Raw genomic sequence first — 21,649 nt, forward strand, 5'->3', positions numbered from 1 at the left:
TGCGTCTTCTGCCGGGTTCTGGCCCCTCGCGTCGGCGTGTCGAGGGCCAGAACCCGGCGAGAGTTGGGCCGGATGTCGAAGGGGTGGGTCAGAACAGGGCGTAGACGATGGCAGCGAACAGGAGTGGCAGCACCACCAGCACGGCCAGGCCCTTGGGGGCCAGCTGAGCACGCAGATGGAAAGCGTAGTCACCCCAGCCCTCGGCGGTCTCGGTGCCGCGCACCACCACCCAGCGCGGGCGCCAGGCACAGATCACGAGCCAGTCGACGATGACGAGGTCGATCAGGCAGAACAGCACGGTCGCGCCGAAGGCCATGAGCCACGCCGAGACGAACCGCTCACCTGCCGGCGGCCAGGTCGCCGTCGTCACCAGCACCGCCCCCAGGACGGTCACCAGGAAGAGTGGTCCGAGCACCCACCCGGCCCGCACCTCTCCCTGCGTCGGCTCGGGCAGCAGCGCTCGGATATCGGCCGGGTAGTCCTCGGCGAAGGCCGTCCAACCCCAACGCAGGGATGCCAACAGGATCGCCGTCGGCACCAGCAGGGCGAGTCCGCCGACACCCAGCAGATGGGCCCACCAGTCCATCAACACTCCGTCTCCCGGCCCGAGGAGTCAACCAAGCTCTTGCGCAGCCCCTCGATCGCGGCGACCGACACCACGCACTCCATCCACTCAGGTTTGCCTTACCTAAAGAATCATAGTGGTGAGAGGACGACCGCGTCGACCCCTCGGCCACGGTTCTGACCCAGTGCGGGTCGGGGGACAGGGCGAGGGTCAGCGGAAGCGGCGACCCTCATCGCGGCGGAAGCCCCAGACCGTCAACGCGGCGCCGGCCATGCCCCACAGCGCGAGCGTGGTGAAGGTCTGTGCCGCCACGTCACCGCTGCCCACCGCCCAGACCACCAGGTCACGTGACGAGCGGCTGGGCAGCCACTGTGAGATCGCATCGAGCCAGCTCGGGAAGCCGTCCGGGGGGATGAACATGCCACCGCCGAAGGCGAAGCCGAAGAACAGCAGCTGCGCGACTGCGATCGCCGACTTCTGGGTGAGCGTGTAGCCCACCGCGAAGCCGATGAGCAACAACGGCAGCGCCCCGAGCAACAAGGTGCCGAGGGTCAGCATCAGCCTGTCGGGCGACAGGCGCGCCTCGGTGAGGGTGGAGGCGACGAGCGTCACCGCGGCCAGTCCCATGAGCATCAACAACACGCCGGTGCGCAGACGTCCGAGGAACTGGGGGAGCGGCCCGGCGGGCAGGCTCCTGACATAGCCGTCGAAGGGCCGTGCGCGGTCCTCGGCGATGCCGATGCCGAAGGTGAAGATGCACACCGACATCACCGCGAAGGCGCCGAGCTGTGCGGCTGCCCCCGTGGCCGCGGTCGGGTCATCGGCGATCGCGCTCTGAGGCACGACGAAGAAGAGCAGTGCCAAGGTGGGGAAGACCGTGGTGCCGATGATCGCGATCGGCTCGCGGACGTTCTCGAGCAGGTTGAGCTTGGCGTGCGCACCGGCGATGCGCAGCATCGAGGGGGTGGAGGCGGGCATGATGCTCCTTTCAGGCGGCGGTTCGAGTCAGATGGGCGAAGGCGTCCTCAAGCGATGCCCCGGTGACCCGTAGCCGCGAGAACTCGATCCGCTCACTCACCAGGGCGCGGACGAGTGCATCGGCATCGGCGGTCAGCAGCGTCACTCGGTCGCCGGCGCGCGCGAGACTCGCGACGCCCGGAAGCGTGTCGAGGCGACTGTCCTCGGAGCTGAGCTCCACGCGGTCGACATCGACGCGATCGATGACGGCCTGTGTGGAGTCGTCCACGAGGATCTGTCCGCGGTCGATGACGACGACCCGCTCGGCAAGGCGCTGGATCTCCTCGAGATAGTGGCTCGTGATCAGGACCGTGCCACCCCCGGCCTGGTAGTCCTCGATGGCACTCCAAAGGCTCTGCCGCGCGTCGACGTCCAGGCCCGTCGTGGGCTCGTCGAGCAGTACGAGATCCGGGCGCCCGACCATCGCGAGGGCCACCGCGAGCCGGCGTTGCTGTCCTCCGGACAGTGAACCGCACTGGCGTCCGGCGAGCTCGGTCAGACCGAAGCGATCGAACAGGGCAGCGGTGTCATCGGGGTCCGGGTAGTGGCGCGCGACGAAATCGACCACCTCGCGCACCTTGATGGTCGGCGGGAGGCCGGTCTCCTGTGGTGTGCTGCCGATGACGACCCGGTTGGCCGGGACACGAGGATCGCGCCCAGCGACGCGGACCGTGCCCGAGGTCGGCTTGCGCAGACCGTTGAGCAGGGAGATGAGGGTGGACTTGCCGGCACCGTTCGGTCCGAGGAGGCCTACCAGTTCGCCGGTCCCGATCTGGAGGGATACGTCGTCGAGGGCGAGGTGCTCCCCGAAGGCCCGAGTGGCGTGCCGGATGTCGACGAGGGGTGTGCTGGTCATGAGCTCGCTCCTGTCGGGTCGATGAGGGATCGGATCTGCGCGGTGTAGCGCTCGAAGGCGGCGAGACCGGCCGGGGTGATCTCGACATAGGTCACGGGCGTACGACCCTCGATGGTCTTGGACTGCCGCACATAGCCGGCCTCCTCGAGCTTGCGCAGATGGGTCGAGAGATTGCCGGCGGTCATCTCGAGCAGTTTCTGCAGCCGCGGGAAGGTGATGCTGGCGTTATTCGGCATCGCTGCCAGGGAGGCCACCACGCGCAGCCGCGCCTGCGCGTGGATGACGGGGTCCAACTCGCTCATCCCGACACCGCCCGGACCGGGATTTGCTGGTCATTGGTGGACCGAAGGGGCTCCCGGTTGACGAATGGGGAGCAGATCTCGGTCCAGGCCGGGGCCCTCATGCCTGCCGCCGGTCGCGGTGAGCAAGGAAGGCCGCGGCGAGGAAGCCGCCGCCCCCGAGCACGGCCATCACCAGGTGGAGGTAGGGCACGCCGATCACCGAGGCGATGGCGACGCTGGCGGCGATCCAGATGCCGAGACGATACTGGCGGGTGTCGTTCCAGGCGGCACCGCTGCCCATGAACAGGCAGGCGACGATGAGGCAGGGGAGGGCATTGGTGACGACGCCGACACCTTCGCCCTCCAGCCCGTGCGAGAACATCCCCCCGTAGATGAAGAAGGTCGCGCCGAAGGTGACCGCCCAGGCCGTGCCCAGTCGGGTGTTCATACGCCCCCCGGCGCCGCCGAGGCCCCGTGCGCGGCGTTCCGAGTGCACGATCGTGACGATGAGGGCGGCGATGAGGAGCCCGGCGAACACGCCGCCGCCGATGGCGGTCGGCTCCCCCCGATCGCCGACGGTGAGGAACATCGCGAGATAACCGAGTCCCCAGGCGACTCCCCAGATGCCGTAGAGGATCCGGTCGTCGGCGTTGAGGTCCTCGCGAACCTGGCGACGCTGGGCGTCGATGATGGCCCAGCTCTCCGCCGGGCTGGGAGACTTCTCGTCCTCGTCCATGGTGACCTCCGGGATCTGCCAACTGGTTTGCTTGGCAAACTAGCTTTGCACTGCAAAGTTATTTGCGTCAAGTTGCAGCGACCCCCTGATGTGTGACGAAGGACATATGCGACGATAAAGTTGAGCGGAATGGACTCAACTTTGACAAGGTTGTTCTAGGTGTAGGCATCGTTATCACCAGGGGAGTCGTCGATGGACCTTTCGAAACTCACGACCCGCAGTCAGCAGGCGCTCGCTGCGGCCATGTCGTCGGCAGCCGCCGCGGGCAATCCCGCGGTAGAACCGTCACACCTGCTCGCGGCACTGCTTGAGCAGGAAGGCGGCACCGCTGCGCCGCTCATCGCGGCCGCGGGTGCCGATCCGCGCACGGTGCTCGCCGAGACCAAGCAGAGCATCGAGTTGCTGCCCTCGGCCAGCGGCTCGAGCGTGCAGAATCCGAATCTCGCGCGCACCACGCATGAAGTGCTGCAGCGTGCGATCGATGAGGCCGACGCGCTCGGGGACGAGTTCATCTCGACCGAGCCGATCGTCGTGGGCATCGCCACGGTGCAGTCCCCGGCTCAGGCCATCCTCGCGCGCCACGGCGTCACGCCGGAGGCATTGAAGGACGCCTTCTCCACGGTCCGCGGCAGCGCCAAGGTCACCAGCCAGGACGCCGAGGACGCCTACCAGGCGTTGGAGAAGTACGGCATCGACCTGACGGCCCTCGCCCGCGACGGCAAGCTCGATCCCGTCATCGGCCGCGATGCCGAGATCCGCCGCGTAGTGCAGGTGCTCAGCCGCCGCACCAAGAACAACCCCGTCCTCATCGGCGAGCCCGGTGTCGGCAAGACCGCCGTCGTCGAAGGCCTCGCCCAGCGCATCATCGACGGTGACGTGCCCGAGTCGCTGCGCGGCCGCACGCTCGTCAGTCTCGACCTCGGCGCAATGGTCGCGGGAGCCAAGTACCGCGGCGAGTTCGAGGAGCGCCTCAAGGGCGTCCTGAATGAGATCAAGGAGTCGAACGGGCAGATCGTCACCTTCATCGACGAGTTGCACACCGTCGTCGGTGCCGGTGCCAGCGGTGAGGGCGCGATGGACGCCGGCAACATGCTCAAGCCGATGCTCGCCCGTGGCGAGCTGCGCATGATCGGCGCGACCACGCTCGACGAGTACCGCGAGTCCATCGAGAAGGATCCCGCCCTGGAGCGTCGTTTCCAGCAGGTCTTCGTCGGCGAGCCGAGTGTCGAGGACACCATCGCGATCCTGCGCGGCCTGAAGGAGAAGTACGAGGCCCACCACAAGGTCGAGATCGCCGATGCCGCGCTGGTCGCCGCCGCGACTCTCTCCCATCGGTACATCCCCGGCCGTCAGCTGCCCGACAAGGCCATCGATCTGATCGACGAGGCGTCGAGCAGACTGCGTATGGAGATCGACTCCAGCCCCATCGAGATCGATGAGCTGCGGCGTGCCGTCGATCGACTGACGATGGAGGAGCTCCACCTCGAGCACGAGACCGACGAGGCCAGTGTCGAACGCCTGGAGAAACTGCGCGCAGAGAAGGCCGACAAGTCCGAGCAGCTCCGTGCTCTGGAGCAGCGGTGGGAGTCCGAGAAGAAGAGCCTCAACGCCGTCGGTGAGATCAAGGAGCGCATCGACGAGGTGCGTACGGCCGCCGAGCGCGCCCAGCGCGAGGGTGACTTCGAGACCGCCGCGCGGCTGACCTACGGCGAGCTCCCCAAGATGGAGGAGCAGCTCGCGGAGGCGCAGCGGGCCGAGGAGTCGGCATCGGCCGATCGCATGGTGCACGAGGAGGTCGGGCCGGACGATATCGCCGAGGTGGTGGCGTCCTGGACCGGTATCCCGACCGGTCGTCTCCTGGAAGGCGAGACCGAGAAGCTCCTGCACATGGAGGACGAGCTCGGCAAGCGGCTCATCGGCCAGAAGAACGCGGTCCGTGCGGTGTCCGATGCGGTGCGCCGGGCCCGTGCCGGGATCTCCGATCCCGACCGGCCGACCGGATCCTTCCTCTTCCTCGGCCCGACGGGCGTGGGCAAGACCGAGCTCGCCAAGAGCCTCGCGGACTTCCTCTTCGACGACGAGCGCGCCATCATCCGCATCGACATGAGCGAGTATGGCGAGAAGCACAGCGTCTCGCGGCTCGTCGGCGCCCCTCCCGGCTACGTGGGCTACGACGAGGGCGGTCAGCTGACCGAGGCGGTGCGGCGCCGTCCGTACTCCGTCGTGCTGCTCGACGAGGTCGAGAAGGCTCATCCGGAGGTCTTCGACATCCTCCTGCAGGTGCTCGACGACGGCCGGTTGACCGACGGTCAGGGCCGCACGGTGGACTTCCGCAATGTCATCTTGATCCTGACCTCGAACCTGGGCTCGCAGTTCCTCGTCGACCCTACCCTCGACGACCAGGCCAAGAATGATGCAGTCATGAACGTCGTTCGGGCGTCCTTCAAGCCCGAGTTCCTCAACCGCCTCGACGAGGTCGTCATGTTCGAGGCGCTCGGCACCGAGGAGCTGACCCGCATCGTCGACCTGCAGCTGGACTCGCTGGCCCGGCGACTGGAGTCGCGCCGGATCACCCTGGAGGTCTCCGATGCGGCCAAGGAGTGGCTGGCGCTCACGGGCTGGGATCCGGCCTATGGGGCGCGTCCCTTGCGCCGGCTGGTGCAGCAGGCGATCGGCGACCGGCTGGCCAGGGAGCTGCTCTCGGGCGAGGTCCGAGACGGCGACACGGTCACCGTCGACCGCGACGGCGACACCGACGAGTTGCTCGTCGTCCCCGTCCGCGGCTGACGGCTCCCCACTCGGGAGCGGTGGGTTACGCACCTCTCCCGTCCCTGGGCGGTGGGCTACGCACCCCTCGACATCGTTGAGAGGTGCGTAGCCCACCGCCCGCAGTCGTAAGGGGTGCGTAGGTCACCGCCCACGGGGGCGGGTGTCTGCCCTGGGGCGATCTGGTTCGATAGAGGCATGGCCGCGCCTCGTCCCCGTTCCGTGACCCTCGCCTGTCTGTATTCGGGGTGCGGTGCGGCCTTCGTCTTCATCATCCTGGTGAGCCAGCTCGGCAGCTGGGGCTCGGTCCAGATGCAGGAGCAGATCGAGCAGCTGCTCGCGGAACCCCCGTTGTCGGCGACCTCGCTGAGTGTCGATACGACCCTGGAATGGTTGCGCTGGATGGTCCTGATCGGCGTCGTCGGCACCATCGCGACCATGGTGTTCGCCGTCTTCGCCTTCCGCGGCGATCGTGGCTCGCGGATCGGGCTCACCGTGCTCTGCAGCCTGGCGGCACTGCTCTTCGTGACGATGGGGCTCGTAGGCATTCTGCCGGCGCTGCTCGCCGCCATGTGCGTCGGCATGCTCTGGCAGCGTGAGTCCCGGCAGTACTTCGCCGGAGAGGAGCCGCCCGTCGAACTGGGCGCCACGCCGAGCGTGCCGGCGCAGCAGTCGCCCCATGCTCCGCCGCAGATCACGGCCCAGCGCCCCCAGGCCTCCTCCGCGCATCAGGGATACGCGCAGACCATGCCACCCCCGCCTTCGGCCCGGTCGGCTCGTCCGAAGTCGGTGACGGCGGCTCTGCTGGTGACCGGCGTCGGTTCGGCGGTGGTCGCCGGTGTGGCCGCCCTCCTGTTGTTGACCGTCCTCGTCGGCGGACGTGCCGAGGTGGAGCGTGCCTGGCAGCAGCAGGGGATGGTGAGCGAGCTGATCGCCGAGAGCGGATTCACGGTCGACGATCTGATGCGCCTGATGATCGTGAGCGCCGCCGGTTGGCTGCTGCTCTCGTTGGTGGGCATGGCGGTGACGGCGTGGGCCTTCGCCCAGCGCTCGCCCATCGCGCGGATCGCGCTCGTCGTGGTCTGCGTGCTGACGATCGCCGTATCCATCGTGTTCTTCCCCGTCGGCCTGCCGTGGACGGCCGCGGCCGTCGCCGTCATCGTGCTGGCCCATCGCGAGGAGGCCCGGGCCTGGTACCGGGGAATGTAGCGCGGCTCACATGCCCCAGCGCTGACCGGCGCACCCTCACCGTCCCGGACTAGTCTGGGCTCATGTCTTCCTCGGCTCCGGTTTCGTCCTCGAAGCGTCCTCATGTCGTCGTCATCGGCGGCGGATTCGGAGGCCTGGCGGCCGTGCGCAAGCTGAAAGGGGCCGATGTCGACATCACCTTGATCGACCGGCACACGTACAACACCTTCCAGCCCCTGCTGTACCAGGTCGCCACGGCCTCCTTGAATCCCGGCGACATCACCTGGTTCCTACGCGCCGTGCGCGCCAAGCAGGACAACGTGCGCTTCGTGAAGGGCACCGTCGTCGCGATGGACCACGATGCGCAATCGATGCTGCTCGACGGCAATATCACCGTCAAGTACGACTACCTGATCATCGCCGTCGGCGTCACGGCCAACTTCTTCGGCATACCGGGTGCCGAGGAGTTCTCGATGCCGCTGTACCGCCGCTCGCAGGCCCTCGCGCTGCGTGACCGGATCTTCGCCCATCTCGAGGACGCCGCGATCAACGGCCAGGACCGCGATCTGCGAGTCGTGGTGGTCGGCGGCGGCGCCACGGGCGTGGAGACGGCCGGAGCCCTCGCCGAGATGCGCAATCAGGACATGCCCACGACCTATCCGGAACTCGATCAGAGCCGCATCCACATCACATTGGTCGAGATGGCACCTCACGTGCTCGGGCCGTTCCATCCGAATCTGCGCGACTACGCCAAGAAGTCGTTGGAGAAGCGCGGGGTCGATCTGCGGCTCGGCACCGCGGTCAAGGAGGTGCGCACCGACGGCGTGCTGGTCGAGACCAATGGCACCGAGGAGTTCATCGAGGCCGGGATCGTCGTGTGGGCCTCGGGGATCACCGCGCACTCCATGGTCGGTGAGTGGGGTGTTCCGCAGGGCCGCGGCGGCCGCATCGAGGTCGACGATCGGCAGCGGGTGCGCGGCTTCCGCAATGTCTTCGCGATCGGTGATATCGCGGTGAACCCCGATGAGCCGCTGCCGCAGCTCGCGCAGCCGGCCCTGCAGGAGGGCAAGTACGTCGCCAAGCTGATCCGGCGCGAGGTCGAAGGCAAGGACGATCCGAAGCCCTTCTCCTATTTCGACAAGGGCACGATGGCCACCATCGGCCGCGCCTCGGCGATCGCTCAGGTCAAGGGGCTGCCCCGGCTCAAGGGGTGGATTGCGTGGCTGATCTGGGTGGCGATCCACGTGCAGCAGTTGCTCGGCAACCGCAATCGGTTCGCGACGATGACCAATCTGAGCCTCAAGTACCTGCTCTGGCGGAGTCACAATGCGATCGTCGGGGAGACGCCGTATGTCATCTCCCACGAGCCGCGGGTCATCGAGGCCACACCGCAGAGTGTCACCAAGAAGGCGGCCAAGAAGGCCGCCAAGCGGGCCCCCAAGTCCTCCGACGGCTGACGTCCTATCTGGCGTGTGCGAGGTCACTTAGCTGTCAGCTTGCAAACGCTAACTTTTGTTAGCACTATGGAGACATGGCGAAGCTGAGCATGTCCGATGCCGTGAACTCTCTCGGCGATTACGTGCGTGCCCAGCGTCAGCAGGCCCAGATGTCATTGCGTCAGCTCGCCGAGCTGGCAGACGTCTCGAACCCGTATCTCAGCCAGATCGAGCGGGGCCTGCGGAAGCCATCGGCGGATGTGCTGCAGCAGATCGCGAAGGCGCTGCGCATCTCGGCCGAGTCGCTCTACGTACGGGCCGGGATTCTCGACACCGAGGACATCGGCCCGCGGATGGTCGAGGACGCGATCGCCCTCGATCCCCGTCTGACCGAGCGGCAGAGGTCCGCCCTGCTGGACATCTACCGCTCGTTCGTCGGGGTCGCCGATGCGACGAGCGACGAACTGACCGAGAAGCTCACCCACGCCAAGGAGGACGTATGAGTATCGCTGACGCCCTGAACGCCCAGCTGAAGTCCCTCGTCGAGGACATCAAGAACCTGCCCACCACGCTCAAGGGATTCGACGTCGCCGATCTGCAGAAGAAGGCCGAGGGTCTCGCGCAGGTCACCGTCGGCTCGGCCACGGCCGTCTATGCCGACCTGGTCAAGAAGAGCGACGACCTCGCCACGAAGGCCAAGGGCCTGACGGTCGAGGATCTCAAGGCCGCCGTCGATGATCTGACCGAGCGCGCCGATGACCTGGTGACCGCCGTGCGCGGCAAGGTCGATGACGTGACGGTCGACGACCTGCGCGGAGCGGTCGACGACTTCCGCGACCGCGCGGAGGACCTCGTCGAGGATCTCAAGGACCGCGCCGAGGATCTGATCGAGGAGCTGCAGGAGAAGGCCGATGCGCTGACCGGCAAGGCGGCCGAGGTCGTCGAGGAGGTCAAGGAGGAGGCTCCCGCCACCTCCGCGAGCGCCGCGACCCGTGCGGCGACGGCGCCCACGAAGGCTGCACCGAAGAAGGCTCCGGCCAAGAAGGCTCCGGCCACGAAGTCGACGGCCAAGAAGAGCCCCGCCAAGAAGACCTCGTCCTCGACGGCGACGAAGAGCGCGGCGACCAAGGGCACCGTGAAGAAGTCGACCGTGAAGAGCTCGACGGCCAAGAAGTCGACGAGTTCCACCTCCACGACGAAGAAGTCCACCGCGAAGAAGGCTCCGGCCACGAAGTCGGCGGCCAAGAAGGCACCCGCCAAGAAGGCGACCTCCTCGACCACGGCCGCCGGGCAGAACACCACACCGCGCAAGGCGACCCCGGCCCCGGCGAAGAAGGCCTCGGCCAGCGCGTCGGCGCCCGGGGCGACTCCGGCGACCCCGTCGTCGCCCGCGCAGGCCCAGGACTCGCAGCTCTCCTGAGCCGTAACGACGGCACCGGTGCGATCCTCGAGGGGATCGCACCGGTGTCCTCGTCCTCGGCCCACTCGGTACGCTGGGCCGCATGCTCGATGCCTTCGGCTATGTCCAACTCGCCCTGGCCGTCGTGCTGTTCGCGGTGAAGGTCTTCGCGCTCGTCGACTGCCTGCGGCGCCCGCAAGTGGACTTCGAGATCGCCGGTAGCCTGCAGAAGAACGCCTGGCTGATCATCCTCGCCCTGGCCGTCGTCGCCCAATTCGTGTTCTTCTCCGGATCGCCGCTCGGTCTGCTCAACCTCGCGGGCACGGTCGCCGCGCTGGTCTATCTCGCCCAGTTGCGGTCCGTCCGGCGCTGACTCACTGCCGGCCCCGTCGATACGCCTTGTAGAACCCATCGACGAGCTCCCACGCGATGATGACCGCGAGGACCGCCAGTACATAGGGCTGCGAGCGGTCGATGGCTCCCTGGGACAGACCGACGCGGTCGAGGAAATCGGGATTGAGCAGCCGACCGGATACGAACAGCCAGCCGAGCAATGCGCCCCAGGCGAGAGAGATCGGAAGATTGACGATGGCCGCGGGCCAGGTCCATCCGGTGCGGTAGACCCAGACCGCATGGACCGCTTCGAGGGCGAGCAGCAGGAACATCACCGGGATCCACACGTCCCACAGCGCAGGATCCAATACCGGCATCCGCTCACCGTCGACGACGACCAGCGAGCCGAACCGCTGCCAGACGATCAGCCCTGCCACGATCACCAGGAAGACGAGGCTCGCGATCAGATCGCTGAGCTTGCCCCGACCCGTGCTCTCAGGGAGCTGCGGCAGCCGCTCCGGGGTCCACCGGTCCACGTCCCCGTCCGCCGGTGTCGTCACCCGCTCCGCCACCGCGAAGCCGAGGGTGATCCAGAAGGCGGCCTGCACGGCCACCATGACGATGGTGCTGATCGTGCCGGCGATGACGGTCTCGACCGGCTCGCGCGTGCTGATCATCACGATGAGGTCGATAACGCCGACGATCCAGGGTGCCGTCGCGAGGACGATCACCATGACCCGCTGCCACGCGAAGTAGTGGCGCGGACCGATCAGGTACATCGGGCGTTCGCGATAGGCGGCGGAGACCCGCAGCGGATCGCCCAGTTCGGTGAGGGCTCGTTCCTCGGCCTCGGCGGGTCCCAGGCCCGCGGAGCGGTGGCCGTCGACGGTGTCCGCGATGCGCTCGCGCAGTTCGCGGTCCAGTTCGACGCGCTCGTCCTGGTCCGTCACGAAGCGAGTCGCGGCGTACACGTAGCGGTCGGTCAGTTCGGTCATCTCAGATCTCCTCGGTGAGATTGCGCAAGCTGTCGTCGAGGCGATGCCATTCGGCCGTCAGGGTCGCGACGAGCTGCTCGCCGTCGGGGCTCGTCCGGTAGAACTTCCGGGGTCGTGGCTCGTCCGTGTTCCACTCACTGGTCAGGAGTCCCTGCTTCTCGAGACGCCGCAGCAGCGGGTAGAGGGTATTGGCGTCCACGTGGATCCCGGCCGTGGTGAGGCTCTCGAGGAGGGCGTAGCCGTAGCCGGGGGTGCGGAGCGCGGCGAGGGCCGCGAGCACGACGGTCCCCCGGCGCAACTCCTGGAGGTGTCCCGCGGTGACCGAGTCGTCGATACCCATGTGCGACACGATAGTGTGTGTCGCACAGTATAGTCAAAAGCACATTATTCGGTGGCGATGCCTCGTGGTCGTGCGGGATGGAGCCATCGGGTGAGGATCATCAGCAGGTCGGCGACATCGGTGTCCTGGGATGCCTGGTCCGTGGCGCGCACGGTCCGGTAGGCGGTGAGTAGCCCGGCGATCCAGCGGGCGGTGTCGACCGGTCGCAGCTCGGGATCGATCGAGCGCTCGCCGATGCCCGCTTCACAGAGGGCGACCCATCGATCATGAGGGGTCGGCTCGCCGGCGATGTGCCGCTCGATCCGTTCCACGATCTCATCCCAGGCGCTCATGCGGGGCAGTCTAGTGAGCCGCCGGCGCGAACGGATGATGATGCGTATGGGTCGCCATGACAACCGGAACGCATCATCATCAGTCCGCGCCGCCGCGACCGGGGCTGAGCGGACCCTGGAAGACTGGGCCGCATGCGCCTCTCCGATGTCCTGCCCCGCACCTTCGACGAGGACGCCGTGTACGAGGCCTTCGGCACCTGGGTCGAGAGCCGTGGCATCGCGCTCTACCCCGCGCAGGACGAGGCCATCCTCGAGCTGGTGAGCGGCACGAATGTCATCCTCACGACGCCGACCGGATCGGGCAAGAGCCTGGTGGCCACCGCGGCGATGGCGACCGCCCTGGCTCGCGATGAGTGCGTCGTCTACACCGCGCCGATCAAGGCCCTGGTGAGCGAGAAGTTCTTCGACCTGTGCGAGATCTTCGGCGCCGACGATGTGGGCATGGTGACCGGCGATGCCGCCGTCAATGCCGATGCGCCGATCATCTGCGCCACCGCCGAGGTGCTCGCCAATATGGCCCTGCGCGACGGCGCGGATGCCGATATCGGCGTCGTCATCATGGACGAGTTCCACTACTACGCCGACCCCGACCGCGGGTGGGCGTGGCAGGTCCCCTTGCTGGAGCTGCCACGTGCCCAGTTCCTGCTGATGTCGGCGACGCTGGGCGATACGACCAGGCTGGAGGCCGAGCTCGCGCGCCGGACCGGCCGGGCGACGGCCGTCGTTTCGTCGGCCGAGCGCCCCGTCCCGCTGGTCAGTGAGTATGTGACGACGCCGATCCAGGAGACCATCGAGGAGCTGGTGTCCTCGGGCCAGGCCCCGGTCTATGTCGTGCACTTCACCCAGGCCGCCGCGCTGGAGCGCGCCCAGGCACTGACCAGCGTCAAGGTGGCCTCGCGCGAGGAACGCGACGAGATCGCCGAGTCGATCGGCGACTTCCGCTTCCGGTCCGGCTTCGGCAAGACGCTGTCGCGGCTCGTGCGCATGGGGATCGGGGTGCACCACGCGGGGATGCTGCCGCGCTACCGGCGCCTCGTCGAGACCCTCGCGCAACGCGGCCTGCTCAAGGTGGTCTGCGGCACCGACACCCTCGGCGTCGGGATCAACGTGCCGATCCGCACCGTCCTGTTCAGCGGACTCAGCAAGTTCGACGGCGTCCGCCAGCGGACCCTGCAGGTCCGCGAGTTCCAGCAGATCGCCGGTCGAGCCGGGCGGGCGGGTTACGACACCGTCGGCTATGTGGTGGTGGAGGCGCCTGAGCACGAGATCGAGAACCTCAAGGCCCTCGCCAAGGCGGGCGATGACCCGAAGAAGCGGCGCAAGGTGCAACGCAAGAAGGCGCCCGAGGGTTTCGTGTCCTGGAACGACAGCACCTTCGATCGTCTGGTGCACGGCACTCCCGAGCCGCTCGTCTCGCGCATGCGCATGACCCACTCGATGGTCCTGGATCTGCTCGCCCGGCCCGGTGACACCGAGGAGGCCATCGAGCGCCTGATCACCGAGAGCGACGAGTCCGAGGACGGCAAGGAGAAGTTGCGCCGCGAGGCCGCGGGGATCGTCGAGGCGCTGTTAGCCGGTGGCGTCGTGGAGCGGGTCGACGACGGGCTCGCGCTCACGGTCGAGCTTCCGGAGAATTTCGCCCTCAATCAGCCGCTGTCGCCCTTCGCGGTCGCCTGCTTCGAGTTACTGGACCGCGACTCGCCGACCTACGCTCTCGATGTGGTCTCGGTGATCGAGGCGACCCTCGAGGATCCGCGGCCGATCATCTCGGCCCAGCGCTTCCGTGCCCGGGGCGAGGCCGTCGCCGAGCTCAAGGCCGATGGGGTCGAGTACGAGGAGCGGATGGAGCTGCTGGAGGAGGTCGAGCATCCCCAGCCTCTGCGCGATCTCCTCGAGGACGCCTATGAGATGTACCGAGGCGGTCATCCGTGGGTGGGGGAGCACGAGCTCCGGCCCAAGTCGGTCGTCCGGGAGATGGCCGAGCGGGCGATGACCTTCGCCGAACTCATCGCCGACTACGGCCTCGCGCGGTCGGAGGGGGTGGTGCTCCGTTACCTCTCGGATGCCTACCGCGCACTGGTGCGCACGGTGCCGCCCGGAGTCGTGGACGAGGAACTGGCTGATCTCGTCGCCTGGCTCGGCGAGCTGGTCCGGCAGACCGACTCCAGCCTGCTCGACGAGTGGGAGGCGCTCGTGTCAGGCGGTGAGGATCCCGAGGTGGTGCGCTCGCAAGCCGAGGGTGTGGAGACGCCGCGCCCGGTCACCCGCAACGAGCGCGCCTTCCGTGTGCTCGTGCGCAATGCCGCCTTCCGGCGCGTGGAGCTCGCCGCGCGCGAGCGCTGGGATGCGCTCGCCGAGCTCGACCCGGAGGTGGGCTGGGAGGAGGCGATGGCCGGTTACTTCGCGGAGTACGACGACCTCGGCACGGGTCCGGCAGCGCGGGGCCCGGTGTTCTTCCGCGTCGAGGTCGAGCGCGGCCGCTGGCGGGTGCGGCAGACCTTCGATGACCCCGAGGGTGACCACGACTGGGGCTTCTCGGCCGAGGTCGATCTCGCCGCGAGTGATGAGGCGGGCGAGGCGGTCCTCACCGTGACCTCGGTCGGTCCCTTCTCCTCCTGACCCGCCGACCGAGCCGTGGGCGGCTTTCTCCCACCGCCCCGGGTCTCTGTGTTCAGGGAGCGTTTCCGGTGCCTCGTCGACCACCCGCCTCGTCCGTCGGTGGTTGATGGCTCACCGCCCTCGGTCCTTTCGGTGGCTGAGCCTCCGACCGAGCCCAACCGGCCGGCGGGGTAGCCAGCGACACCGGTGATCGGCTAGCGTTCGTTCTAAGCAAGCGCTTAGTTAAACTGTGGCGAAGGAGTCACCCATGCCCCGCGTGTTCGAGAATCTCGACGAGTTCAAGGCGGCCGCCGGCGAGGAGCTCGGCACCAGCGACTGGCTCACCGTCAGCCAGGAGCAGATCAACACCTTCGCCGATGCGACCGGCGACCACCAGTGGATCCATGTCGACCCCGAGCGGGCCGCCAAGGGCCCCTTCGGCGCCCCCATCGCGCACGGCTATCTCACCCTCTCGCTGCTGCCCGCGTTCGCCAGCCAGATCTACGACGTCAAGGGTCTGGCGATGGGCGTCAACTACGGCGCCAACAAGGTGCGCTTCCCGCATCCCGTCCTCGTGAACTCGCGCGTCCGGGCGACCGGAACGCTCAAGGAGACGTCTGATATCGCCATCGGCACCCAGGCCGTCGTCAGCTTCGTCATCGAGATCGAGGGTGTCGACAAGCCAGCCTGTATCGCCGAGGTCGTCTACGTGATGGCTGCCGAGGGGAACTGAGCTATGGAGTTCGCCTTCGACGACACCACGCGGGACCTCATCGAGCGTATGAAAGCGTTCATGGATGAGGTGGTCTACCCCGCCGAGCCCGTCGCACACGAGCAGATCCAGCGCAACTACACCGAGGACCGCTGGGACCCGCCGGCCATCATCGAGGACCTCAAGGCCGAGGCCAAGAAGCGCGGTCTGTGGAACTTCTTCCTCGCCGGTCATCCCGATCGGGGTGGGCTGACCAATCTCCAGTACGCGCCCCTCGCCGAGATCTCCGGACGCAGCATCCAGCTCGCACCACCGGCGATCAACTGTGCTGCGCCGGACACCGGCAATATGGAAGTGCTGAGCATGTTCGGAACCGACGAGCAGAAGGAGCAGTGGCTCGAACCCCTGCTCGCCGGCGAGATCCGCTCGGCCTTCGCGATGACCGAGCCCGATGTCGCGTCCTCGGATGCCACCAATATCGAGTTGTCGATCATGCGCGATGGCGACGAGTACGTCATCAACGGTCGCAAGTGGTGGATCACCGGGGCGATGAACCCGAACTGCAAGATCTTCATCGTCATGGGCAAGACGGACCCGTCGGCCGAGCGGCACCGCCAGCAGTCGATGATCCTCGTCCCTCGGGACACCCCCGGCCTCGAGGTCGTGCGAGGCATGCACGTCATGGGCTTCCACGATCGCGACCACGGTGGCCACGCCGAGCTGCGGTTCACCGACGTCCGCGTGCCGGCGAGCAATCTCATCGGCGATGAGGGTGAGGGCTTCGCGATCGCCCAGGCACGCCTCGGACCGGGCCGTATCCACCACTGCATGCGGTCCATCGGCATCGCCGAGCGCGCGGTGCAGATGATGTGCGAGCGGGCGAGCCAGCGTGTCGCCTTCGGCAAGCCGATCGCCGACCAGGGCGTCGTGCGCGACTGGATCGCCGAGTCGCGGGTCAAGCTGGAGCAGCTGCGACTGCTGACGCTGAAGACCGCGTGGCTGATGGACACGGTAGGCAACAAGGGCGCGCATACCGAGATCCAGGCGATCAAGATCGCCACGCCGCAGACCGTCGAGTGGATCCTCGACAAGGCGATCCAGGTGCACGGCGCCGGTGGTCTGAGTCAGGACTTCCCACTCGCGGAGATGTTCGCCGGCATCCGCACGCTGCGCTTCGCCGACGGTCCTGACGAGGTCCACAAGAACTCCCTCGCCCGTGCCGAGCTGAAGAAGTACCGATGAGCGAGCGCAGCGAGCGAGCAGGAAGGCACCTCATGCCGTCATCTGCCTACCGTGCGTTCTTCTGGCAGGTGCGGACATGAGCGGGGCACGTCGAGCGGTCGTCACGGGTGCTGCCGGCGGGATCGGGCTCGCGGTCGCACGCGCTCTGGTAGCGCGGGGGGATCGGGTCGTGCTCGCCGACCGGGACGAGGAGCGCCTCGCGGAGGCGGCCGCCGATCTCAGCCAGCCCTATCTCGCCGGTGACGTGGCGACCGATGACGGCATCGAGGCGCTCATCGCCCGTGCCGACCTGGAGTTGGGCGGCGTCGACCTGTACGTCGCCAATGCCGGGATCTTCCGCGGTTTCGGTCTCGAGTCCTCCGAGGACGACTGGGCGGCGTCGTTGCAGGTCAACACCATGGCGCACGTGCGCGCGGCACGGGCGCTGGTGCCGCGGTGGCTCGACGGCGATGGCGGTGTCTTCGCGGTGACTGCCTCGGCGGCGGGACTCCTGACGCAGCTGGGATCGCCGACCTACTCGGTCAGCAAGCATGCCGCGGTGGGCTTCGCCGAGTGGCTGGCGGCGACCTACGGCGATCGTGGCGTGCAGGTGTGTTGCCTGTGCCCGATGGGCGTGCGCACGCCGCTCATCGAGGACGGGCAGATCCACGAGGACGGCGATGCGCGGCTCGGGCACAAGGCCGTGGCGACCGCGGGCGAGGTGATGGAGGCCGATGATGTCGCGCAGGTGCTGCTCGACGCGATCGACGCCAAGCGCTTCCTGGCCCTCCCGCACGCCGATGTGGCGACGATGTACGCACAGAAGGCCTCCGATCCCGATCGCTGGCTCTCCGGCATGCAGCGTTACCGCGTTTCCCTCGAATCCTGACCCTGAACCCGGGTTGGTTACTCGTTGAGTGTGACGTTTGGACGGTCGAATCGTCGGAATCGCCGTCCAAACGTCACACTCAACGGGGTTCTGGGGCGGTACTAGGGTGGGGGCATGGCGATCGAGTTGTTGACCCCTGCCCAGCTGGACGAGATGCGGCCCGCGGGCCGTTTCGTCGGTGAGGTGCTGACCGCGCTCACCGAGGCGGCGGATGTCGGCGTCGACCTGCTCGATCTCAATGATCTCGCGCACCAGATGATCAAGGACCGCGGCGCCGAGTCCTGCTACATCGACTACGCACCGTCCTTCGGTCGCGGTCCCTTCGGCAAGGTGCTCTGCACCTCGGTCAACGACGCCGTCCTGCACGGGCTGCCGCACCCCTATAAGCTCAAGGACGGGGACCTTCTCAGCCTCGATTTCGCCGTGAGCGTCGACGGTTGGGTGAGTGATTCGGCCGTCAGCACCGTCGTCGGCACGCCGCGCGAGGAGGATCTGCGGCTCATCGACACTACGCAGCGCGCGCTCGCGGCAGCCATCGAGATCGCCCGGCCCGGCAAGAAGATCGGCGATATAGGCCATGCGATCGGCGAGATCGCCCGACAGGCCGGTTACACGGTCAACACGCAGTTCGGCGGACATGGCGTAGGCCGCACGATGCACGGTGATCCGCACGTACCCAATGACGCTCGGCCCGGACGCGGGTTCCCGCTCAAACCCGGCCTCGTCATCGCCATCGAGCCCTGGCTGCTCGCCTCGACCGACGAGATCGTCATGGACCCGGATGGCTGGACGATCCGCAGCGCCGACGGCTCACGCGGCGCGCACTCCGAGCACACCATCGCCATCACCGACGGCGACCCGATTATCATGACCGCCCGCGACTGATCCTTCCTCGCCTGAGTCTTGGCCGACGCGGGAGTCCTCTGATCGGCGTGCGTGAGGGCTAGCGGCCCGGATCGGTGCGGAAGGCGTGTTCCAGCTGGGCGCAGGCAGCGAGCAGCAGGCCGTCCCGGCCGGGATGCGCCGCGAGCATCGCGCCGATCGGCAAGCCCTCCTCGCTGACGTGGAGCGGCAGGCTCGCCGCGGGCTGGCCGCTCATGTTCATGAGTGCCGTGAACGGCGTGTAGAGCAGTTCGCGACGATGGATCTCTACCGGGTCCTCGGGGCCGGTGAACCACTCGGTCGGCTGGGGCGGCAGGGCGAGCGTCGGGGTGAGGAAGAGATCGAATTCCGCCAGCGATGCCAGCGTGGCGCGGGTGGTGAGCTCCACGAACCCGAGTGCCGCCGCCAGCTCGGGCGCACTCGCCCGGCCACCGCGCTCGCGCCAGTATCGGGTCGTGGGCCGCAGCAGTGGCTCGGCCTCCGCGGGGATCGGAGCGGCTGCCATGCCCGCCGACCAGACGATATTGAACTGCGGCTCGAGCTCGGGCGTCCACGGATCGTCGATATCGACCAGATCGTGTCCGGCCTCCTCGAGCAGGGCGCTGGCGCGCTCCCATGCCGCCACTGACTCCGATGACGACTCGGCGAAGTCGAGATACGGGCGGCTCCATCGCGCGATGCGCAGACGTCCGGGCTCATGGCGGGCCTGTTCACGATAGGGCACGGCCGGCGGCGGAGCGACACGCGAGTCACCCGGCATCGGACCCGCGATGATGTCGAGCAGCGCCGCCGCGTCGCGCACCGTTCGGCTGAGGGCGCCGTCGATGGCGAGGCCATTCCACTGGACTCCGTCGGGTCCCGCGCCGACGACGCCGCGACTCGGCTTGTAACCGAAGACGCCACAGCTGCTCGCGGGAATACGGATCGAGCCGCCACCATCGCTGCCGAGCGCCAGCGGCACGAGTCGGGCGCTGACCGCGGCGGCCGCACCGCCGCTCGAACCACCGGCATTCAGGGCCGTGTCCCACGGGGTGAGGGCGGGGCCGATCAGGTCGTTGTCGGTGAACGACGACAACCCGAACTCAGGGGTGTTGGACTTGCCGAGACTGATGAAGCCGGCCTCGCGCGCGCGGGTGACGACGTGGGCGTCGGTGTCGGGAACCTGGCCGGCGAGGAGACGCGACCCCAGCGTCGTCCGGATCCCCGCGGTGGCAGTGAGATCCTTGACGGCGGTCGGGACGCCACAGAACGGCGGTGCGTCGCCCGCATCGAGGAGAGCATCGGCGCGGCCGGCGGCCTCGATCGCCTCGTCGCGGGTGACGGTGATGAATGCTCCGAGCTCGTCATTGCGGGCGTCGATGCGATCGAGGTGGTGTCGCACGAGCTCCGCGCTCGTGATCTCCCGGTCGTGCAGCAGCGCGGCCTGCTCGTGGGCGTCGAGGTCGTGCAGCTCGGTCATGGTCCCAGCGTAGGGAATCGGAGGGGACCGATGATGATGCATCGGGGTCGTTGCGGCGACCTTATCGCATCAGCATCGGTCCTCGTGGTCGTCGTGCGCCCTACAATCGTGCGGTGGCTACCCCGAAGGTGATCCTGTACTACGCATTCGCGCCGCTCGCCGATCCCGAGGCGATCCGGCTGTGGCAGCACACTCTCGCGGACTCGCTCGGTCTGCGGGGCCGGATCATCCTATCGCCCCACGGCATCAACGGGACCCTCGGCGGAGACGTGGTGGAGCTCAAGAAGTACGTGCGCGGCCTGCGTTCCTACGCGCCGTTCAAGGACGCCGATATCAAGTGGAGCGCCGGTGAGGCGTTGCCTGACGGCACGACGGCGCTGTTCCCCAAGCTGAGCGTCAAGGTCCGCGACGAGCTGGTCGCCTTCGGTGCTCCCGACGAGGTCCAGGTCGCCACCGGGGGCGTGGTCGACGGGGGGACGAAGCTCACGCCCGAGCAGTTGCACGATCTGGTGGAACGCGAGGAGGTCGTGTTCTTTGACGGGCGCAACCGGATCGAGTCCGAGATCGGCCGGTTCCGTGGTGCCGTCCGACCTCCCGTCGACACCACGCGGGAGTTCCTCGGCCTGCTGGATTCCGGTGCCTACGACCACCTGAAGGACAAGGCCGTGGTGACCTATTGCACCGGCGGCATCCGCTGCGAGGTGCTGACACCCCTGATGAAGAGGCGCGGTTTCCGCGAGGTCTATCAGCTCGACGGCGGCATCGCCCGCTACGGCGAGACCTTCGGCGACGACGGCCTGTGGGAAGGATCGATGTACGTCTTCGACGGACGGGGTGCCACTGATTTCTCCGATCACACTGTCCTGGTGGGGCGCTGTGATCGATGTGACGCACCGACCAATACGGCCCGTGACTGTTCCGATATCGCGTGCGTGGCCCAGTTCGCCCGCTGCGATGCCTGCGCCGAGATCGATCTGGCCTGCGGCACCCACGCTGCCTGACTCGCCGCGATCCCGAGCGGTGTCTCACGCACCTCTCACTCGCGCTGAGACGTGCGTGAGTCACCCCTCCTCAGGCTGAGAGGTGCGTAGGTCACCGCCTCGGGCGACGCTCCTATGGTTCGTCAAGGTGTTGACGGAGGGTTTTCGAGGATTCGGTAGAGGTCTCGGGCGATGTATCGCTTGAGGCAGCGTTTGATCTCGCGGGGAGTCTTGCCCTCGCTGGTGCGGCGGGCGGTGTAGTCGCGGGTTGCTTGGTGGTAATGCTGTCGGGACAGGGCGATGGTGTGCAGGGCTCGGTTGAGCTGGCGGTCGCCATGGCGATTGAGCCTGTATCGCGTGGTGATCTGACCACTGTTGGCGGGGATGGGTGCGACACCGGCGAGCATGGCGAACGCGGCTTCGGAGTGTACGCGTCCGGGGTGGGACCAGGCACACAGCACGGTGGCGGCGACGATCGGCCCCACCCCGGGCTGGGCCAGCAGCTCAGGGCGCCAGGCCCGGACGATGGTGAGGATGGTCTTCTCGTGCTCGGCGGCCTCCTGGGTCAGGTCCTTGACGCGGCGGGCCAGTGTCCGCAGCACGGTCACGGTCGTGCGGGTCTCGGTGTCCCAGGACGGGTGTAGCCGCATCGTGGCGGCCCACG

Annotated in this window: 22 protein-coding genes; 12 read left to right on the forward strand and 10 right to left on the reverse strand. The window is 67.7% G+C overall.

Annotated elements, in window-relative coordinates; translation table 11 throughout:
- Positions 1–88: 88 nt before the first annotated feature.
- From BHE97_RS00005 to BHE97_RS00025, 5 genes are all read right to left on the reverse strand, one after another.
- On the reverse strand, positions 89–586 hold the full coding sequence (locus BHE97_RS00005) for a hypothetical protein (RefSeq protein WP_087621976.1): 498 nt from the start codon (positions 584–586) through the stop codon (positions 89–91).
- Positions 587–775: 189 nt separating this feature from the next.
- Positions 776–1,543, reverse strand: coding sequence for an ABC transporter permease (locus BHE97_RS00010; RefSeq protein WP_201791243.1), 768 nt, complete (start codon positions 1,541–1,543; stop codon positions 776–778).
- Between the two features lie 10 nt (positions 1,544–1,553).
- On the reverse strand, positions 1,554–2,438 hold the full coding sequence (locus tag BHE97_RS00015; protein ID WP_087621977.1) for an ABC transporter ATP-binding protein: 885 nt from the start codon (positions 2,436–2,438) through the stop codon (positions 1,554–1,556).
- On the reverse strand, positions 2,435–2,740 hold the full coding sequence (locus BHE97_RS00020) for a transcriptional regulator (RefSeq protein WP_087621978.1): 306 nt from the start codon (positions 2,738–2,740) through the stop codon (positions 2,435–2,437). Before BHE97_RS00020 ends, BHE97_RS00015 begins: the two co-directional genes overlap by 4 nt.
- A 97-nt stretch (positions 2,741–2,837) precedes the next feature.
- Positions 2,838–3,455, reverse strand: coding sequence for a hypothetical protein (locus BHE97_RS00025; RefSeq protein WP_087621979.1), 618 nt, complete (start codon positions 3,453–3,455; stop codon positions 2,838–2,840).
- A gap of 192 nt (positions 3,456–3,647) precedes the next feature.
- Here BHE97_RS00025 and clpB point away from each other — a divergent pair, with 192 nt between their 5' ends.
- The 6 genes from clpB (at position 3,648) to BHE97_RS00055 (ending at position 10,617) form a co-directional block, all read left to right on the forward strand.
- Positions 3,648–6,242 (forward strand): ATP-dependent chaperone ClpB, encoded by a 2,595-nt coding sequence (gene clpB, locus BHE97_RS00030; protein WP_087621980.1) that lies wholly within the window; start codon positions 3,648–3,650, stop codon positions 6,240–6,242.
- 177 nt (positions 6,243–6,419) lie between these two features.
- The gene (locus BHE97_RS00035; protein ID WP_087621981.1) at positions 6,420–7,430 is read left to right on the forward strand and encodes a hypothetical protein; all 1,011 of its coding nucleotides are present in this window, start codon (positions 6,420–6,422) and stop codon (positions 7,428–7,430) included.
- Between the two features lie 62 nt (positions 7,431–7,492).
- Entirely contained in the window at positions 7,493–8,866 is a 1,374-nt protein-coding gene (locus BHE97_RS00040; protein WP_087621982.1) for an NAD(P)/FAD-dependent oxidoreductase, read from the forward strand.
- A 74-nt stretch (positions 8,867–8,940) separates the two neighbouring features.
- On the forward strand, positions 8,941–9,348 hold the full coding sequence (locus BHE97_RS00045; RefSeq protein ID WP_087621983.1) for a helix-turn-helix transcriptional regulator: 408 nt from the start codon (positions 8,941–8,943) through the stop codon (positions 9,346–9,348).
- The gene (locus tag BHE97_RS19960; protein ID WP_170931164.1) at positions 9,345–10,265 is read left to right on the forward strand and encodes a hypothetical protein; all 921 of its coding nucleotides are present in this window, start codon (positions 9,345–9,347) and stop codon (positions 10,263–10,265) included. The genes BHE97_RS00045 and BHE97_RS19960 overlap by 4 nt, the downstream gene beginning before the upstream one ends.
- Positions 10,266–10,347: 82 nt before the next feature.
- On the forward strand, positions 10,348–10,617 hold the full coding sequence (locus BHE97_RS00055) for a DUF2516 family protein (RefSeq protein ID WP_087621984.1): 270 nt from the start codon (positions 10,348–10,350) through the stop codon (positions 10,615–10,617).
- Position 10,618: 1 nt separating this feature from the next.
- Here BHE97_RS00055 and BHE97_RS00060 read toward each other — a convergent pair whose 3' ends face one another.
- The 3 genes from BHE97_RS00060 to BHE97_RS00070 are packed head-to-tail and all read right to left on the reverse strand — an operon-like array spanning position 10,619 to position 12,244.
- Positions 10,619–11,572, reverse strand: a complete 954-nt coding sequence (locus tag BHE97_RS00060) for a permease prefix domain 1-containing protein (protein WP_087621985.1) — start codon at positions 11,570–11,572, stop codon at positions 10,619–10,621.
- A 1-nt stretch (position 11,573) separates the two neighbouring features.
- Entirely contained in the window at positions 11,574–11,912 is a 339-nt protein-coding gene (locus tag BHE97_RS00065) for a PadR family transcriptional regulator (protein ID WP_087621986.1), read from the reverse strand.
- 44 nt (positions 11,913–11,956) lie between these two features.
- The gene (locus BHE97_RS00070; protein WP_087621987.1) at positions 11,957–12,244 is read right to left on the reverse strand and encodes a hypothetical protein; all 288 of its coding nucleotides are present in this window, start codon (positions 12,242–12,244) and stop codon (positions 11,957–11,959) included.
- A 132-nt stretch (positions 12,245–12,376) separates the two neighbouring features.
- Between BHE97_RS00070 and BHE97_RS00075 the strand changes: the two genes are divergently transcribed.
- The 5 genes from BHE97_RS00075 (at position 12,377) to map (ending at position 18,549) form a co-directional block, all read left to right on the forward strand.
- Positions 12,377–14,863, forward strand: a complete 2,487-nt coding sequence (locus BHE97_RS00075) for a DEAD/DEAH box helicase (RefSeq protein ID WP_087621988.1) — start codon at positions 12,377–12,379, stop codon at positions 14,861–14,863.
- A gap of 247 nt (positions 14,864–15,110) precedes the next feature.
- Entirely contained in the window at positions 15,111–15,575 is a 465-nt protein-coding gene (locus BHE97_RS00080; protein ID WP_087621989.1) for a MaoC family dehydratase, read from the forward strand.
- 3 nt (positions 15,576–15,578) lie between these two features.
- Positions 15,579–16,796 carry an acyl-CoA dehydrogenase family protein gene (locus tag BHE97_RS00085; protein ID WP_087621990.1) on the forward strand — a complete coding sequence of 406 codons (1,218 nt, stop codon included), beginning with the start codon at positions 15,579–15,581 and terminating at the stop codon, positions 16,794–16,796.
- 76 nt (positions 16,797–16,872) lie between these two features.
- Complete coding sequence (locus BHE97_RS00090; RefSeq protein ID WP_087621991.1) at positions 16,873–17,664, forward strand: SDR family oxidoreductase; 792 nt, start codon at positions 16,873–16,875, stop codon at positions 17,662–17,664.
- 114 nt (positions 17,665–17,778) lie between these two features.
- Positions 17,779–18,549 (forward strand): type I methionyl aminopeptidase, encoded by a 771-nt coding sequence (gene map, locus BHE97_RS00095; RefSeq protein ID WP_087621992.1) that lies wholly within the window; start codon positions 17,779–17,781, stop codon positions 18,547–18,549.
- Between the two features lie 58 nt (positions 18,550–18,607).
- Here map and BHE97_RS00100 read toward each other — a convergent pair whose 3' ends face one another.
- Positions 18,608–20,005: an amidase gene (locus BHE97_RS00100; protein WP_201791245.1), complete on the reverse strand. Its 1,398-nt coding sequence runs from the start codon at positions 20,003–20,005 to the stop codon at positions 18,608–18,610.
- Between the two features lie 113 nt (positions 20,006–20,118).
- Between BHE97_RS00100 and BHE97_RS00105 the strand changes: the two genes are divergently transcribed.
- Complete coding sequence (locus BHE97_RS00105) at positions 20,119–21,006, forward strand: rhodanese-related sulfurtransferase (protein ID WP_087621994.1); 888 nt, start codon at positions 20,119–20,121, stop codon at positions 21,004–21,006.
- A gap of 122 nt (positions 21,007–21,128) precedes the next feature.
- On the opposite strand, the gene BHE97_RS00110 is transcribed toward BHE97_RS00105, so the two are convergent.
- Positions 21,129–21,649 (reverse strand): transposase (locus BHE97_RS00110; protein WP_140399912.1); only part of this gene is annotated, 521 nt, incomplete at its 5' end.

Source organism: Aeromicrobium sp. PE09-221, assembly GCF_002174305.1.
Classification (GTDB): domain Bacteria; phylum Actinomycetota; class Actinomycetes; order Propionibacteriales; family Nocardioidaceae; genus Aeromicrobium.